24 protein-coding genes, 1 tRNA gene and 1 rRNA gene are annotated in these 14,867 nt (G+C 37.4%); 20 read left to right on the forward strand and 6 right to left on the reverse strand.

Features of this window, described 5'->3' with window-relative positions:
- Nucleotides 1-5: 5 nt before the first annotated feature.
- Nucleotides 6-121 (forward strand): 5S ribosomal RNA (gene rrf, locus AXK38_00095).
- A gap of 5 nt (nucleotides 122-126) precedes the next feature.
- A tRNA-Asn gene (locus AXK38_00100) sits at nucleotides 127-200 on the forward strand.
- Nucleotides 201-499: 299 nt separating this feature from the next.
- On the opposite strand, the gene AXK38_00105 is transcribed toward AXK38_00100, so the two are convergent.
- On the reverse strand, nucleotides 500-775 hold the full coding sequence (locus AXK38_00105) for a hypothetical protein (GenBank protein AMH87803.1): 276 nt from the start codon (nucleotides 773-775) through the stop codon (nucleotides 500-502).
- Between the two features lie 498 nt (nucleotides 776-1,273).
- Between AXK38_00105 and AXK38_00110 the strand changes: the two genes are divergently transcribed.
- Both AXK38_00110 and AXK38_00115 read left to right on the forward strand, forming a co-directional pair.
- Nucleotides 1,274-1,510 (forward strand): recombinase RecX, encoded by a 237-nt coding sequence (locus AXK38_00110; protein AMH87804.1) that lies wholly within the window; start codon nucleotides 1,274-1,276, stop codon nucleotides 1,508-1,510.
- A gap of 230 nt (nucleotides 1,511-1,740) precedes the next feature.
- On the forward strand, nucleotides 1,741-3,027 hold the full coding sequence (locus AXK38_00115) for an adenylosuccinate synthetase (GenBank protein ID AMH87805.1): 1,287 nt from the start codon (nucleotides 1,741-1,743) through the stop codon (nucleotides 3,025-3,027).
- 262 nt (nucleotides 3,028-3,289) lie between these two features.
- Here the strand turns inward: AXK38_00115 and AXK38_00120 are convergent, their stop codons facing one another.
- From AXK38_00120 to AXK38_00140, 5 genes are all read right to left on the reverse strand, one after another.
- A complete protein-coding gene (locus tag AXK38_00120; protein AMH87806.1) occupies nucleotides 3,290-4,438 on the reverse strand; it encodes an integrase in 1,149 nt (382 codons plus the stop codon).
- A 308-nt stretch (nucleotides 4,439-4,746) separates the two neighbouring features.
- Complete coding sequence (locus AXK38_00125; protein AMH87807.1) at nucleotides 4,747-5,490, reverse strand: hypothetical protein; 744 nt, start codon at nucleotides 5,488-5,490, stop codon at nucleotides 4,747-4,749.
- Between the two features lie 105 nt (nucleotides 5,491-5,595).
- Complete coding sequence (locus AXK38_00130; protein ID AMH87808.1) at nucleotides 5,596-6,027, reverse strand: hypothetical protein; 432 nt, start codon at nucleotides 6,025-6,027, stop codon at nucleotides 5,596-5,598.
- Between the two features lie 11 nt (nucleotides 6,028-6,038).
- The gene (locus tag AXK38_00135) at nucleotides 6,039-6,422 is read right to left on the reverse strand and encodes a peptidase (GenBank protein AMH87809.1); all 384 of its coding nucleotides are present in this window, start codon (nucleotides 6,420-6,422) and stop codon (nucleotides 6,039-6,041) included.
- A gap of 12 nt (nucleotides 6,423-6,434) precedes the next feature.
- Nucleotides 6,435-6,800: a transcriptional regulator gene (locus AXK38_00140; protein ID AMH87810.1), complete on the reverse strand. Its 366-nt coding sequence runs from the start codon at nucleotides 6,798-6,800 to the stop codon at nucleotides 6,435-6,437.
- Nucleotides 6,801-7,086: 286 nt separating this feature from the next.
- Between AXK38_00140 and AXK38_00145 the strand changes: the two genes are divergently transcribed.
- The 16 genes from AXK38_00145 to AXK38_00220 all read left to right on the forward strand — a co-directional run bounded on the left by AXK38_00145 (nucleotide 7,087) and on the right by AXK38_00220 (nucleotide 14,840).
- Nucleotides 7,087-7,296 (forward strand): DNA-binding protein, encoded by a 210-nt coding sequence (locus tag AXK38_00145; GenBank protein AMH87811.1) that lies wholly within the window; start codon nucleotides 7,087-7,089, stop codon nucleotides 7,294-7,296.
- 3 nt (nucleotides 7,297-7,299) lie between these two features.
- The gene (locus tag AXK38_00150) at nucleotides 7,300-8,010 is read left to right on the forward strand and encodes an antirepressor (GenBank protein AMH87812.1); all 711 of its coding nucleotides are present in this window, start codon (nucleotides 7,300-7,302) and stop codon (nucleotides 8,008-8,010) included.
- Nucleotides 8,011-8,022: 12 nt separating this feature from the next.
- Nucleotides 8,023-8,280: a hypothetical protein gene (locus tag AXK38_00155; GenBank protein AMH87813.1), complete on the forward strand. Its 258-nt coding sequence runs from the start codon at nucleotides 8,023-8,025 to the stop codon at nucleotides 8,278-8,280.
- 80 nt (nucleotides 8,281-8,360) lie between these two features.
- Nucleotides 8,361-8,573 (forward strand): hypothetical protein, encoded by a 213-nt coding sequence (locus tag AXK38_00160; GenBank protein AMH87814.1) that lies wholly within the window; start codon nucleotides 8,361-8,363, stop codon nucleotides 8,571-8,573.
- A 14-nt stretch (nucleotides 8,574-8,587) separates the two neighbouring features.
- On the forward strand, nucleotides 8,588-9,388 hold the full coding sequence (locus AXK38_00165) for a DnaD domain protein (protein AMH87815.1): 801 nt from the start codon (nucleotides 8,588-8,590) through the stop codon (nucleotides 9,386-9,388).
- 139 nt (nucleotides 9,389-9,527) lie between these two features.
- Complete coding sequence (locus AXK38_00170) at nucleotides 9,528-10,298, forward strand: DNA replication protein DnaC (protein AMH87816.1); 771 nt, start codon at nucleotides 9,528-9,530, stop codon at nucleotides 10,296-10,298.
- A 14-nt stretch (nucleotides 10,299-10,312) separates the two neighbouring features.
- A complete protein-coding gene (locus tag AXK38_00175; protein AMH87817.1) occupies nucleotides 10,313-10,543 on the forward strand; it encodes a hypothetical protein in 231 nt (76 codons plus the stop codon).
- Between the two features lie 103 nt (nucleotides 10,544-10,646).
- On the forward strand, nucleotides 10,647-11,729 hold the full coding sequence (locus AXK38_00180) for a DNA cytosine methyltransferase (protein AMH87818.1): 1,083 nt from the start codon (nucleotides 10,647-10,649) through the stop codon (nucleotides 11,727-11,729).
- On the forward strand, nucleotides 11,726-12,229 hold the full coding sequence (locus tag AXK38_00185) for a DNA-binding protein (GenBank protein AMH87819.1): 504 nt from the start codon (nucleotides 11,726-11,728) through the stop codon (nucleotides 12,227-12,229). Before AXK38_00180 ends, AXK38_00185 begins: the two co-directional genes overlap by 4 nt.
- Nucleotides 12,213-12,617: a hypothetical protein gene (locus tag AXK38_00190; protein AMH87820.1), complete on the forward strand. Its 405-nt coding sequence runs from the start codon at nucleotides 12,213-12,215 to the stop codon at nucleotides 12,615-12,617. Before AXK38_00185 ends, AXK38_00190 begins: the two co-directional genes overlap by 17 nt.
- Entirely contained in the window at nucleotides 12,614-12,934 is a 321-nt protein-coding gene (locus tag AXK38_00195) for a 3-dehydroquinate synthase (protein ID AMH87821.1), read from the forward strand. Before AXK38_00190 ends, AXK38_00195 begins: the two co-directional genes overlap by 4 nt.
- Nucleotides 12,931-13,635 (forward strand): hypothetical protein, encoded by a 705-nt coding sequence (locus tag AXK38_00200; GenBank protein ID AMH87822.1) that lies wholly within the window; start codon nucleotides 12,931-12,933, stop codon nucleotides 13,633-13,635. The genes AXK38_00195 and AXK38_00200 overlap by 4 nt, the downstream gene beginning before the upstream one ends.
- Complete coding sequence (locus AXK38_00205) at nucleotides 13,632-14,018, forward strand: hypothetical protein (GenBank protein AMH87823.1); 387 nt, start codon at nucleotides 13,632-13,634, stop codon at nucleotides 14,016-14,018. Before AXK38_00200 ends, AXK38_00205 begins: the two co-directional genes overlap by 4 nt.
- A complete protein-coding gene (locus tag AXK38_00210; protein ID AMH87824.1) occupies nucleotides 14,015-14,275 on the forward strand; it encodes a hypothetical protein in 261 nt (86 codons plus the stop codon). Before AXK38_00205 ends, AXK38_00210 begins: the two co-directional genes overlap by 4 nt.
- Nucleotides 14,275-14,526 carry a hypothetical protein gene (locus tag AXK38_00215; protein ID AMH87825.1) on the forward strand — a complete coding sequence of 84 codons (252 nt, stop codon included), beginning with the start codon at nucleotides 14,275-14,277 and terminating at the stop codon, nucleotides 14,524-14,526. Before AXK38_00210 ends, AXK38_00215 begins: the two co-directional genes overlap by 1 nt.
- Nucleotides 14,517-14,840 carry a Cro/Cl family transcriptional regulator gene (locus AXK38_00220; GenBank protein ID AMH87826.1) on the forward strand — a complete coding sequence of 108 codons (324 nt, stop codon included), beginning with the start codon at nucleotides 14,517-14,519 and terminating at the stop codon, nucleotides 14,838-14,840. The genes AXK38_00215 and AXK38_00220 overlap by 10 nt, the downstream gene beginning before the upstream one ends.
- Nucleotides 14,841-14,867: the final 27 nt, after the last annotated feature.

Genomic DNA, 14,867 nt, shown 5'->3' on the forward strand with positions numbered 1-14,867 from the left:
CAGAGTTAAGTGACGATAGCCTAGGAGATACACCTGTACCCATGCCGAACACAGAAGTTAAGCCCTAGAACGCCGGAAGTAGTTGGGGGTTGCCCCCTGTGAGATATGGAAGTCGCTTAGCTTTATTCCGCCATAGCTCAGTTGGTAGTAGCGCATGACTGTTAATCATGATGTCGTAGGTTCGAGTCCTACTGGCGGAGTAGTTAATTAAAGGAGGTCTTGACCTCTTTTTTGTTATGTAATTAATAATCTATCTCGCACCTAATGACGCGAGATATTTCAGATTTTTATCATTTGTCAACTGTAGTCGGTTGAAGAAAAGCTAAGAACGAGAAAGGACACATTTCGTCCTTTCTTTTTTGATATTTAGAGCGATGAAAATCCATTTTTTGAAGTTTTCAAAGTTCCCAAATCCAAAGGCATTTCGCTTGATAAGTTTAATGAGATTATTAGTCGCTTCTAATTTGGAGTTAGAATAGGGTAGTTGAAGGGCACTGTTTCAGCCTGAGCCTAGAAATTCGACAGTTGAAGTGGAAATGGAAAGCTGATGAGTAATGTCGGTCATAGAAGTCTTTTCAATCAACTTCTGAGCAATCTTTTGGTTGATAATACGAGGAATTTGATGATTTTTCTTGACGATAGAAGTTTCAGACACCATCATTTTCGGACACTGATAGTACTTAAAACGACGCTTTCTAAGTAGAATTCTGGTAGGCATACTAGTTGTTTCAAGGTAAGGAATTTTCGACGGTTTTTGAAAATCATATTTCTTCATTTAACTTCCGCAATCAGGGCAAGATGGGGCGTCGTAGTCCAGTTTATAGATGATTTCCTTATCTGTACCCCTATTATGATATCCATAATTTAGAAATTAGGTATGGAATTTTTTCTACAATAAAATAGGCTCCATAAGATCCATATGGGATTTACCGACTACAAATACTATAGTTACTTTTCTTTTTAATAATTATTAAGTGCTTCATTTCTATTCAATCACTTCATAGTTCTGACTCAAGTTCGTTGAAGAACTCTGGAGAAATATTTATTACTATTGAAATAAAACAGGATAATTTATTCAATCATTTATAGGAAATTTTTTATTTTTAGGGATTTAATAGTTTGTTTTTGATGTAAGATATTTATCTCTATTCTGTCAACTTTTCCTATTTTTTATCTTGTTGAGGCTGGTATTTTAACAATTCAGGAATTGACACTTAATGTTTTAAATTTTTTGTTAGAATAAGTTCATAAAAAAGAAAAGGAGTATATAATTATGTTACAAAAAATTTATGAGCAGATGACGGATTTTTATAGAAATATCGAAGAAGAGTATGGTACTGTATTTGGTGATAATTTTGATTGGGAACATTTTCATTTTAAATTTTTGATTTATTATTTAGTGAGATATGGTATTGGGTGTCGTAGGGATTTTATCGTTTACCATTATCGTGTTGCTTATCGTTTGTATCTTGAAAAGATGATAATGAATCGAGGTTTTATTTCTTGTTGATTCAGCACGAGTGAATTCCCGAACGAATTTACTCTTTTACGGAACAATTATGATAAATAGCTGTTAAGTTTTCTATAATATTTTTTAATAGTTGGAAATAGCAAATCTTTCTATTGTTTCTTCTTGATAAAAAGGCGATTTTTTCTTATAATAAATTGTAAGATATAATTGCGGGTGAGATTCCTGCCATGTATGTGAGAAAGGAAGAGCCTTAGGGCTCAGACAAGATTATGACTTCAGTTGTTGTTGTAGGTACCCAGTGGGGTGATGAAGGTAAAGGGAAGATTACAGACTTCCTTTCAGCGAATGCAGAAGTGATTGCACGTTACCAAGGTGGTGATAATGCTGGTCACACGATTGTGATTGATGGTAAGAAGTTTAAATTGCACTTGATTCCATCTGGGATTTTCTTCCCTGAAAAAATCTCTGTTATTGGGAACGGTATGGTTGTAAATCCTAAATCTCTTGTAAAAGAGTTGAGCTATCTTCATGAGGAAGGTGTAACAACTGATAACTTACGTATTTCGGATCGTGCGCATGTTATTTTGCCATACCATATCGAGTTAGACCGTTTGCAAGAAGAAGCTAAAGGCGACAATAAGATTGGTACTACAATTAAGGGAATTGGTCCAGCTTATATGGACAAGGCTGCTCGTGTGGGAATTCGTATTGCAGATCTTTTGGATAAAGACATTTTCCGTGAGCGTTTAGAACGTAACCTTGCTGAAAAGAATCGTCTCTTTGAAAAATTGTATGACAGTAAAGCGATTGCTTTCGATGATATTTTTGAAGAGTATTACGAATATGGTCAACAAATCAAGAAATATGTGACCGATACATCTGTTATTTTGAATGATGCGCTTGATAATGGTAAACGTGTGCTTTTTGAAGGTGCACAAGGTGTTATGCTAGATATCGACCAAGGTACCTATCCATTTGTTACGTCTTCAAACCCTGTGGCTGGTGGTGTGACAATTGGTTCTGGTGTTGGGCCAAGTAAGATTGACAAGGTTGTAGGTGTATGTAAAGCCTATACCAGTCGTGTAGGAGACGGTCCTTTCCCAACTGAGTTGTTTGATGAAGTGGGAGAACGTATTCGTGAAGTCGGTCATGAATATGGTACTACAACTGGTCGTCCACGTCGTGTGGGTTGGTTTGACTCAGTTGTGATGCGTCACAGTCGTCGTGTTTCTGGTATCACTAACCTTTCATTGAACTCTATCGATGTTTTGAGTGGTTTGGATACAGTGAAAATCTGTGTGGCTTATGATCTTGATGGTCAACGTATTGACTACTATCCAGCTAGTCTTGAGCAATTGAAACGTTGCAAGCCTATCTATGAAGAGTTGCCAGGTTGGTCAGAAGATATCACTGGAGTTCGTAATTTGGAAGAGCTTCCTGAGAATGCGCGTAACTATGTTCGTCGTGTGAGCGAATTGGTTGGCGTTCGTATCTCTACTTTCTCAGTAGGTCCTGGTCGTGAACAAACAAATATTTTAGAAAGTGTTTGGTCGTAAGAGATTTTTAAGATTTGTTTAAGATAGGTCGGGTATACTATAGACAGTTACAAGAAGACCTCCTAACTTGTTGTAACAAATATCCTAAACTTTTCTTTTTCATAATAATCTCCCTTAACTCCACCCAATCAGGTGGAGTTTTTTGGCTCTATTTCAGGCTTTTGGGGACTATTCTAAAAATTATTTTTCGATATTTTTCGGTATTTTTCGGATTTTGGTCGGGGAATTGGCGGGGACTTTTTGAGATTTTGGCGGGGATTTTTTAGCGAATATGACTAAGAAATAGGTCTGTTGTCGCTTCAGCAAGTTCGTCCTCTACTTGATTGTAACGATCGGTCATATAGACTTTTGTATGGCCCAGCGCCTGGCTTAATTGTTCAAGCGGAACTCCTGCAATAATGCTTTGAGTTGTGAAGAAGTGGCGCATCATGTGAGGTGTTACATGCAATCCTGTCGCTTCATTCACTAGATTGAAGTTTCTATTCAACTGGTTTGGATTGATGAGACCACCTTTTTCGTTCAGGGTGATATAATCTTTTTGTTGTTCCTTGATAATCCCTAACTTTCGCTTAATCTTAGAAGCTTCAGCTATCAGATAATAGATCAGGTCTGTTCCGATATCATCAAGGCAGACATATCGCTCTGAATCCTTCGTTTTAAGCCCTCCTTTCCCTTTCAAGGTCTGATTGCTTCGACTATCTCTAAGATGCAGTATAGCCCGTCCGCTGTCGTTCTGAGTGATGTCCATTGGACGCAATCCAAAGACTTCCCCTCTTCTCAATCCAAAAATGGTAAGATAGGTCAGAGCGTAGAATTGTTTTGGCATAATCTCTTCTGCCTTTGCTATCCAGGTCTTGAACTCTTTGAGAGTCACTTTCTTGTTAGCAGCAGGGATATCACTCCGGCCAATAAAAACACCTTTCAAGCGATTTGAGAGCAGATTCCCATTTTTTACGGCATCATTCAGCAATGCCATGAAGCTGGAGTTGAGAGTTTGAACAGTGTATCTGGTATGGTTCTGCAACTTTTCAGCTATAAAGAGTTCATACTCATTTCTATCTAGGTTTTTAAGCAAGACAGAACCAAACTTTGGCTTGATATGGTTCTTATAGAGATTGTCATTGAGGTAGTAGGAAGTGTCATTCCAGCGCCCTGTTGACAATCTCTTTTCAGAATAGATATCCCAATACTGATCGAGTGTCAGATTCGTATTGATACCTAATTCTTGTTCTTGGATTTGTTGCTCAAGCTCTACCAAGGCTGCACGAGCTTGAGGGAGAGTTGTGAAACCACTTTTACTTTTTTCCCTTTTTTTACCTCGGAAGAAAAAAGAACGTCTGACATAATAACGCTTTCCTTTAGCAGTCTCATAGTAATAGATATTTGGGTATTTTGTTTTATTATATTTCATTGTATTCTCCTTGTTTATCGGCTTCTGGACAAGGTCTAAACATTGAGAATATTGACATCACCCCTTTCATGGTGTAAAATAGGATATAGAAAAGAGGCCTTTTTAATGGCTGATTTTTTATAAGGGTAAGCTTCACAATCAAACTTTGGCGAGGGAGATTGTGGGGCTTTTTTGTTTTTAATTCAACAAAAAACGGTAACTAAATTTATAGTTACCGTTTCTGCGTGGCAGCTTGTGCCAACCAGATTATTTGCACTAAGATTTCTCCTAGGTTAGTAACTATATATTATCAAATATATTTCATTTTGTCAAATAAGATAGCGCGCTTTAATTTCATCGCTTAAAATTTTCATCTGTGGTTCAAGTATTTGTGCAACACCAATTCCGTCTAAAGGATTGATTTTCTTAAAAATCTTCACTTTGTCAATAGTTGTAATTGAATCTAATTTCGCATAGGTAGTTTTATCTAGGTCAGATACATATTTTTCAAGACGTTGACCAGCCAATGAAACGTTATCTGTAAGTTTTTGAACAAGGTTTATTGCACGTTCTTTCTCGTCTAATCGACCTTCTTTCTCCAATTTTGAGATAAGTTCATCAAAATCATCATATTCTCCAAAATGTGATACCAGTTCATTTTCAACCTTATCTTCAGCCGCTTTGATGAGTTGTGTAGTTAGTAACCCAAGTCCTTCAGCTAGGTTAAACTCTAGTGGTAAATTATCATATCCAGGCTTAGATGTTAGAGGAATAACCGTGATAGTATTTCTATTCTTTTTGTCTTCTTTGGTAAGCGTAATCGCATAATGTGGCGCAGAGAATTCTGATCCAAAGTTTATGCCAAAATCAACATAGACAAGTGTGCCGTAAGGGAACACTCTATTTCTACGACGCTTTCCTTGTATTTCACGCTCTAATTGATTGCTATAGTTGGTCATACTTTGACCGAGTCTAGAGGTTTTGAAGTGATTTGGATTCTCAACAGTCAGTTGTTTCATTTTATCTGTCGAAACTGTCAATTTATCAAGATTATTTTTTTCTAGTTTGTTCATCTAGTCCCTAAGTAACTCCTTTCTTATCATCTTTTCCATTGCTTGTTAGATGGAAAGTTGAATCCTCACAATCAAACTTTGGCGAGGGCGATTGTGGGGCTTTTTTTAAATATCTTTTCGTTTATTCTTTTCGTGTTTCAATGTTAAATAACTAATAATGTAACTTATAAAACCTGTAATGAACAAGAAGAAGCCGAGAGGAGGAAATAAAAATAAGAAAATAGCACCTATGACTATTAGTACAATACCAGCTTCTTTATAATTTTTTGCTGTGTATTTTTTTGTAGATTTGGTGGACGTTTGATTTTTTGTTGTTTTCTTCTTTCTCTTTTTAGACGGTGTAAACAAGTCTGAAAGACCAAACGTTGTCTTATGATAGACCTTGTTGTATAGAGCTTTCTTAGGATTCTTTATCCACCCAACACCTTTTTGTCCATATCCAGGAATAAGGGCTTTTTTAGCCTGTCTTTTCCATTTACTAGTGGTTCTAGCTTTTAAACTTCTGGTTAGACTTGGTTTTCTCATCCCTATTTTCATAGTTTTCTCCTTTATCCAATTAGCGACTTATATTCTTCCTTAATCATGACTTCATTTGTCATGGTTTTTAGATTGTAATAAGACATGAATTTGAGGTAATCAAACTCTGTGGGGTCGTCTAAGCTTTCTAGTGCGTCTTTTACGAGATGATGGATCATATTCCTATCAGCTTCGTTTTCACAGCGTAGGCGAGCGTTCTGGTACTCTGAGCGTGTGTGGTCTTTGTGTCCGAGTTCATGCAGTAGTACCTTAACTCTCTCTTTTTTGCTGAGTTTATTAGACAAGAAAGCTGTATTGGTTTCTTTTTCGTAAAATCCAAGTTCGTCAGGCATCAAATCGCCATCAAAATCCATAATACGAATCTGAAAATGACTTATAATTTCTTTTTCAGTCACTAAGCAATACCTCTAATCACCAGCTTCTTTTAGATAACCTTCAATGATAGACTGGATGATTTTCTTCTTTTCGTCTGTTAATTCTCGACCGCCGAACATCATGACATTAGATGCCATCTCTTCAACATTTAGTGCCTTCCCTTGCCAAGTGTACTCTTTTGAATTACCAGCGATGGCAGGATTATCCGTGCGACCAAGCAAATAATCTAAAGATACATTTAAATAATCAGCGATTTCTTGCATTCTTTCCGTACTAGCTTTTTGTTTTTTCAAGGAGTAGAGTGTATTTCTACTATATCCAAGCTTTTCTTCTAATGCATTTATTGAAAGTCCTTGTTTATTTGCAAGTTCTTTTATTCTTTCAAATGTCAGAAACATTGTTTTATCAACCTTTCTAAGCATTACGAAAAAATAATTAAATTATTTAATTAAAACTGTTGACAAAATTAAATAAATAATTTAGAATTATATTCGTAAGCTAAAGAGTTAGCGAACAAGACAACTAAAAAATAAAGCCTAATGAAACTGATTGGCGTCCGTTTTTCTAGGTATAACCTTACTTTTAGTAGGTCTTTTCTCTATGTTTTGATTTTAAATCATTTATTTAAAAATGTCAAGAAGTTCGCTAACTTTTTAGGTAATTTTTTTAAAAAGGAGGTCAGGAATGAGCCAACAACATAAAAAATGGATTCGGTTAGTTAAGGATAAACTGAATTCAGAAAGAATGACACAAACACACCTTGCTCGTGCTTGTGGAGTGAAGAAATCTACCATTTCAGAATTATTGAAATACGGTAAAGGTAGCGACAAATTAAAGAACCGAGTTTGCGACGTTTTAAGAATTGACGAAACTTGGGTTGAGTTAGGAGAGTAGGATATGAACGAAATTTTTAATTTTCACGGACAGGAAGTCCGTACTTTGACAATTGATAACGAGTCTTGGTTCGTCGGGAAAGATGTCGCAGACATCCTAGGATATAGTAAGGCTAGAAATGCGATTGCTCTTCATGTTGATGAAGAGGACGCCCTAAAACAGGGCATCCCTACTAGTGGTGGAACACAGGATATGTTGATCATCAATGAATCTGGTCTCTACTCTCTCATTTTATCCAGCAAATTGCCTCAAGCAAAAGAGTTCAAGCGTTGGGTGACATCAGAGGTCTTGCCAGCTATTAGAAAACAAGGCGGATTTATCCGAGAGGACTTGGATGAAGATGCTTTCATCGCTCTGTTTACTGGACAGAAAAAGTTGCGTGAGCAACAAGCGACCATGCTGGAAGATATTGACTACCTCAAGAGTGAGCAACCGATTCACCCAAGCTATGCTCAGTCGTTACTGAAGAAGCGCAAGGCTCGGGTCGTGGCTTGCCTTGGCGGTATTGATAGTCCAGCTTATGCTGATAAAATCTTCGCTCAATCTGTCTTCAGGCAAGCAGAGATTGATTTCAAAGATCATTTCAATATCAGTCGCTATGACTTGCTACCGAAGAAGTTTGCAGAAGCTGCTCTTGCTTACTGGATGACGTGGGAGCCCAGCACCAATACAAAGATGAAAATCATGAAATTGAACTCATTTGACGAAGGGTAGGAGGGGAAGAAGATGGACAATGTTCTACTTTCACTATCTGAATGGATTAAATCCATTATCAAGGACACAATCACTAGATTGGTTGAAATCGAAAAAGATAGTGACCACTATCCAGAGTTGATGGATGTGAACACTACCTGTGATTTTCTAGGAATTAAGTATGCCACATTTTCAGATAATTATCGTTACTTAAAGGGATTTCCAAAGGAATTACCTGGTAAGAAATGGTCAAAAAGAGCCATCAAAGAATGGCTCTCTAATCAAATATAATAACTTTACTAAAAGGCTTCTGGACAAGGTCTTAGCAAAATTATTTGACTATATTATAGCACAAAAAGAGGATAAAAAACATGAACAATTTACAAATTATCGCAGTAGGCACAGTAGTATCAGTAGTCTTGATTGAATCGCTGATGATGAATATCAAGCTAAAAATGGCAATGAGACAGAAAAAGAAGATTCAATTTCAAGCGCCACAAGTTGAAAAAGGGTTTATCGACTTTAAAACAGGCCGACGTGTGGATATTGATCCCGTGACACGAAAAGAAACATTTGTGGATTAAAACGGAGGGTATCAATGGTAGTTAAAAACAAGCGATACTACTGGATTCAACTAGCTCAGGATTTTTTCAAGTCTAAAGAAATGAAATTGCTTCGTAAAATTGCAGGGGGCGACACGCATACCATTATCTATCTCAAAATGATGTTGATTAGCTTAGAGGATGGAGGGCACATCTACTATGATGGACTTGCTGACAATCTAGCTGAAGAAATCGCTCTTGTCATCGATGAGAATGTTGAAGATATTAAAATCACTTTGATTTTCTTGGAGAGTAAGGGCTTGCTGACTAGAAGAAATGATAGAGATTATTTCTTAGAACAGGTTCCTGAGATGGTTGGGAGCGAAACGGCGAGCACTCGTAGAAGTCGCAAACATAGAGAGTTGAGGGGGTTGCATTGCAACACCATTGCAACAACTTGCAACGGAGATATAGATATAGAGAAAGATATAGATACAGAGATAGAGAAAGAAAATAATAAGACGATAGTTAGTTCCAGCTTATCTGAAAATTTGAAACATAGCGGTATTCGGATAAACAATAAACAACATCAACAGCTGCTTGAATATGTAGGACTTGATGGAATGAGTTTTGATATGTTAAACCGTGCAATTGAGATAACTTCGGAGGTTTATCAACCTAGTTTCAAGTATCTGAGAGGGATTCTTGAAAATTGGAAAAAGAAAGGTTTTACAACTATTGAACAGGTAGATGATAATGACCAAAAATATAAAGATAGCAAGAACTCCCATCTTCAAGGAAGACAACAAAATGAAAAAAAATCAGAACAGGGGGCTAAGGATGAATGGGGATTTTAGAACTTATTGAGCAATTTGAAGATGACTTTTATCCGATCAGCGACGAAAAGAAATCTTTGCTTATAAAACAACCTCTTTCTACCGTTACTGCTTGCTTGTCAGATATGGCTAGCTGGAAAGCTTGTGGGGGTAAGGTATCATGGTAACTGATGCACTCGAGGAGATGGCCTTATCTTACCATAGAAATACTGAACAGCAGGCTGAAATTTGTGAAAAGCATGGGATTCCCTTGATCAAAATCCTCCGGACAAATGATGTCCTTTGTCGCTTATGTGAATCGGAACGGATCCATGCAGAGAATCAAATAAAGGTCAATGAGTTGGCTGATGCCGAGCATGAACGAGAGCGGAAGTTCTATCTTGAGAGATTCTCTCTCTATGATGATGTACTGAAAAATGCTACTCTTGACAACTTTGACACACCGACTGAAAAAGAAGCTGAAAAGTTGAAGTTTGCCAAAAAAATTTGTAGAGAGTGGGCAGGTGGAGCGAGAAACAATGTTGTTTTTCAAGGCGAAGCTGGAACGGGTAAAAGCCATCTTGCTTTTGGCATTATGAAAGCCTTATCAGAAACTACAAAAGAAATTGCTATTTTTATCAATGTCACTGACTTGTTAATGAAAATCAAGGCGGACTTTAGTCAGGAAGAGTTCCTGGTCAATAAAATCTCTAGTGCTAAGTTCTTGGTTTTGGATGATCTTGGTATGGAGAAGGACAGTGAGTGGTCCTTTAGTATTCTTTACAATATTCTCAACAAAAGGGCTAATACGGTTATCACGACTAATCTGACTGCACAAGAAATTCAGAAACGCTACGGTCGGCCGTTTATGAGTCGGTTGATGAAAGGTGTAGACAATGATCATCTGATGGTATTTAATGACTTGAAAAACAAAAGGAAAGATTATTTCTAGAAAGGCGGTGTCTCTTGTTATTAAAACTCTATTTCATCTACAATGGGCACCGCAAGTTTTTCCTTGGAAGTTTTAACAATGTGGATGAACTTATCGAACGGATGAAAGACCATCAATGGACTTTCTCAGGTATTACCAGACCAAAATTCAAAAAATATATCGGAAAAGATGATGTACGTTTTGATTATGGTGCTGTAGATTGCTATTACTTAGCGACAAAATCAACGTGCCGAGAACCACGTTAAAAGCGAGCTAGAATATGCGTCAATCGGTCGTGTGACCTGGACGAGCGACTGCCCGTATTTAGCCAAACTCACACAAAGGCAGTCGCATTTTTTGGATAAACAGATGAAATTTTTGGATTTATTCGCTGGCATTGGTGGATTCCGTTTAGGAATGGAATCGGCAGGGCATGAATGTATAGGTTTTTGTGAGATTGATAAATTCGCAAGAGCCAGTTATAAAGCTATACACGACACGAAGGGAGAAATTGAATTACATGACATTACAAGAGTCACAGATGAGTCTATTCGAAGAATCGGACGTGTGGACGCTATCTGTGGAGGATTTCCGTGCCAGGCTTTCTCAATTGCAGGAAAAAGACGAGGTTTTGAAGATACACGAGGAACTTTGTTCTTTGAAATTGCTAGGTTCGCATCTATTCTCAGACCTCAATATCTATTCCTTGAGAATGTCAAAGGACTCCTCAATCACGAAAACGGAATTACATTCGAGACCATTATCTCAACCTTGGATGAGCTGGGGTACGATGTGGAATGGCAAGTGCTTAACAGCAAGGATTTTGGAGTCCCCCAAAATCGCGAACGTGTGTTCATTATCGGACATTTTAGAGGAGAATGTACCAGAAGAATTTTTCCTCTCAGTGGACAAAGTCAGTCAATTAGTAACAAATCAGTCGTGAAAATTGGCAATGTAAACCCATCTGGCAACGGGATGAATGGGGAAGTCTATCAAGCTGACGGACTAGCTCCTACACTAACCACAAACAAGGGAGAGGGGCAAAAGATAGCTATAAAAAGTAATACTATAAAACAATTTGGAGTATTGCAGCCAAATTTTAATCAATGCGGTGTGGTTTATGAAACAGACGGTATCGCACCAACAATCAGAGCATATCAAGGTGGAGGTCTTGAACCTAAAATCATTCAGCGTGGTCATGGATATAATCAAGGTGGAGTGCATGAAATAGCTCCTACTCTGACAAGTAATAGCTATCACGAAAATAACCATTTATCTTTTGGCTATCGTATTCGCAAGCTAACACCTCGTGAGTGTTGGAGATTACAAGGCTTTCCTGACTGGGCATTTGACAAAGCTCAAGAAGTAAATAGCAATAGTCAATTATACAAACAAGCAGGAAATAGCGTGACAGTCAATGTTATCGCTGCAATAGCAAAGGAGCTACAATGAACACTTTAGAAAATGTAAAACAATGGTTTATTGACCGTGACCTTGAAAACGGTGGACGGCTAGACAAGCAGTCTTTGAAACTCAGTGAAGAGTTCGGCGAGCTATGTGCAGGCTATCTCAAGAAGAATGAGCAATTAACCAAGGACAGCATTGGTGATTGTGCAGTTGTGATTGTAGGGTTGGCCTTGTTGATTAAGGTAGATGTGCAGGAGATTTTTGATGCAGTTTTTAGCGATGGATGCCATGTTATAGAATGTCTGGTCTTTTTGAATAGGACAATCAGCAATATTCAGTTATCAAATGGATTCACGGATAAAGATCTATATATAGTCGATTTAACTCGTTCAATTTATTGGTTAAAATCAATCAGCGATATTCTCGGTTATAGCTTCGATGAATGTTTTGAACTGGCATACCAAGAAATCAAAGACCGCAAGGGTCGTTGGATTGATGGCTCGTTTGTGAAAGAGGAGGATTTGCCAGATGATTCCAAAATTTAGAGGGTTATCCATTGACGAAAATAGCAAAGGAGAATGGCAATACGGACATTTAATTGAAGATAGAGGAAGAGCATTTATTATCAACGAAGTGGTAGAAGCTAACGAACAATACATTACTATAGGTTCTTGGTGTCCTGTAAATATAGAATCAGTAGGACGTTTCACAGGGATGTTTGACAAAAATTTACGGGAGATATACGAGAAAGATGTTCTTGGTACAAAAGATGGATTGTTGAATGGTGTAGTCGAATACAGATCTGATTTAGGGATGTGGACGAATAGTTTGATTAGTTACAACAATTTTGAGCGATTGTGTAACGTGGCTGGCAATAGAGAAATCATCGGCAACATCTACGAGAACCAAGAGATTTTAAAGGAGAAGGAATGAGATATTTTAAAATCCTATGTGTTGTTTTATTCGCATCCTTTCTCGTAGCATGTCACGAGATTTCGAGCGGAACGGTTGTAGACAAATACATTGATGAACCTCACACAACTTTCATACCTGTTACAACAGGAAAAAGTTCGGTGCTTGTGCCAACCAGAACCAAAAGAAAATACATTCTGGTCGTTTCAGGTCGTGCAGGTAATAAGCAAGTTGAAGAAACGTTTGAAGTGACAGCTGAGGAATACAAGCACTATGAAATTGGTAATACTTTCATACAAGATGCCGCTTTAGAAAATGAAGAAGGAGATAGAGAATGAACATTCAAGGACTAATTGAACGATACGAAAAATTTAAAGCTAGCAAGAAGAAATTGACATCGGTTGATTTGGTTTTGAAAGACTTACGGTCTTTAGATGAACCAGAACCGTTGCCATTCAAGTTAAAAGATGTCGTTCGTCGAATCAGAGGGTTTGATCCGACGACACAGACTAGATGGCTTAATGACATCCTTAAAGAATTAGGGGACGACTACGGTTCGATGAAATACCGTAGTGGCTACGAGCAAGGCAAACTTGAGGGAGCATGGGTTGGCAATCAATTGAAGGATGCTGATAAGATTCGGCAAGAATTGAATAAAGTGCTTCTACCTAATTTTATGGATGACTGGATTTTCGAGTGCCAACTTTTAAAAAATTTTAGTTTGCGTGATGCACTAGATAGTAACACAATCCATCTCTACGCTAAAAAAAGCGAATTCGTGAAGAAATGGCTTAATGACAAAAACAACCAAGAACTTTTCGCTCGAGCGTGGTTGACTGACTATGAGGCCGAGAAAGAGCCAAAATACAAAGTCAAGTTAAAAAATACAGATGATTATCTAAATCAAACAGAAACTGGATTCCACTTTTTTAACAATGGGAAAAACAACGAAAAATTTACACGAAAGGAACTGGAATATTCTGGTTTTGGTGAAGTGTTTAATAGTCCACTATTTGAAGTGGAGGAGGTTGAGCGATGAATAATGAAGTCTTTGAAGAATTGAAAAAGCTTATGAGTTATTTTCCTGACTCATTTATAAACAGACAATTAGAACTTATTCTCATCCCAAAAACAAACACATACTTTTCTTTAAGAGATTGTTTGACAAAGAATGATGTCATTTCAAAGGTACTAATGTGGTGTACTAGAGATATAGATAAAGGTGAGCCTTACCAACAACGAAAACGAAATATCGACTTTTATGTGGATAATCGCGATCGTTTGAGAAAATATTTAGGTTCAGATATCAATGTGCATGTGGTTTATAATCACTTAGGAAATGGAATTAACAAAGAACTCACACACAGATTTATCGAGAGTGGTTTTGATATGGATTTACTTTATAAGGAGCTCAAAGAATGAAACGTTTTATCGCAATATGGATTTTATTGTCTGCCGGATTAAATATTTGGCAGAGTATCCACATTAAAAAACTAGAAGCAAAGCGTCCGATTGTCGTTTATAAAGCTGACAATCAAGGAGCAGAAATCAAAGGCAGAATCTTACAAAAGGAGAAAATTGGCGACATGTACACTATCACAGTACAAAATTACGGAGTGTTCGTAGTTAATAAAACAAACTATGAATCTCTCAAAATAGGAGATGAGGTAAGATTGTAATGACAAAATACAAGAAACCAACTTACATCATTATTCAGGAAGCGATGGCAGAGCGCATTAGATTTCTGGAAGATGAACTGTATGAAAGGGCCTATAAGGATATTGAGAAACTAGAAGCTCAAAATGATTTCTTAAAAGGTCTTTGTAACAATCAAATTGAAATCATCATGGATTACGAATGGAAGCAGATGCAAGAGCAGGCTGCATTCATAAAAGCTAATACCAGGAAATGGAGAGCAAGATGCAACTAAGATTGAAAGAACTTAGAGAGGATCTATGTCTATCTGTAGGACAGATGGCGAAAGAGACAGGTGTTTCACAAAATACAATCCATTTGTATGAGCGAGGCGGATATCCGTCCATTAAGCAAATTGAAATGATTGCTAAAACCTATGATGTAAACCCTGCGTGGCTTGTTGGGTGGATAGATGATGAAATGATGCCTGGAGTCCAGGTCGTTGAGAAAGTTGTCTATAAAGAAAGTCCAACAGCAAGATTGCCAGATTATTTTAATAATAATAACGAAGGTAAGATTATCAAGTGGAAGCAATCACGAAGATATTGACGGAAGAATTACTCGAGATAGAAACGA

The organism is Streptococcus mitis, from assembly GCA_001560895.1.
GTDB classification, from domain to species: domain Bacteria; phylum Bacillota; class Bacilli; order Lactobacillales; family Streptococcaceae; genus Streptococcus; species Streptococcus mitis_Q.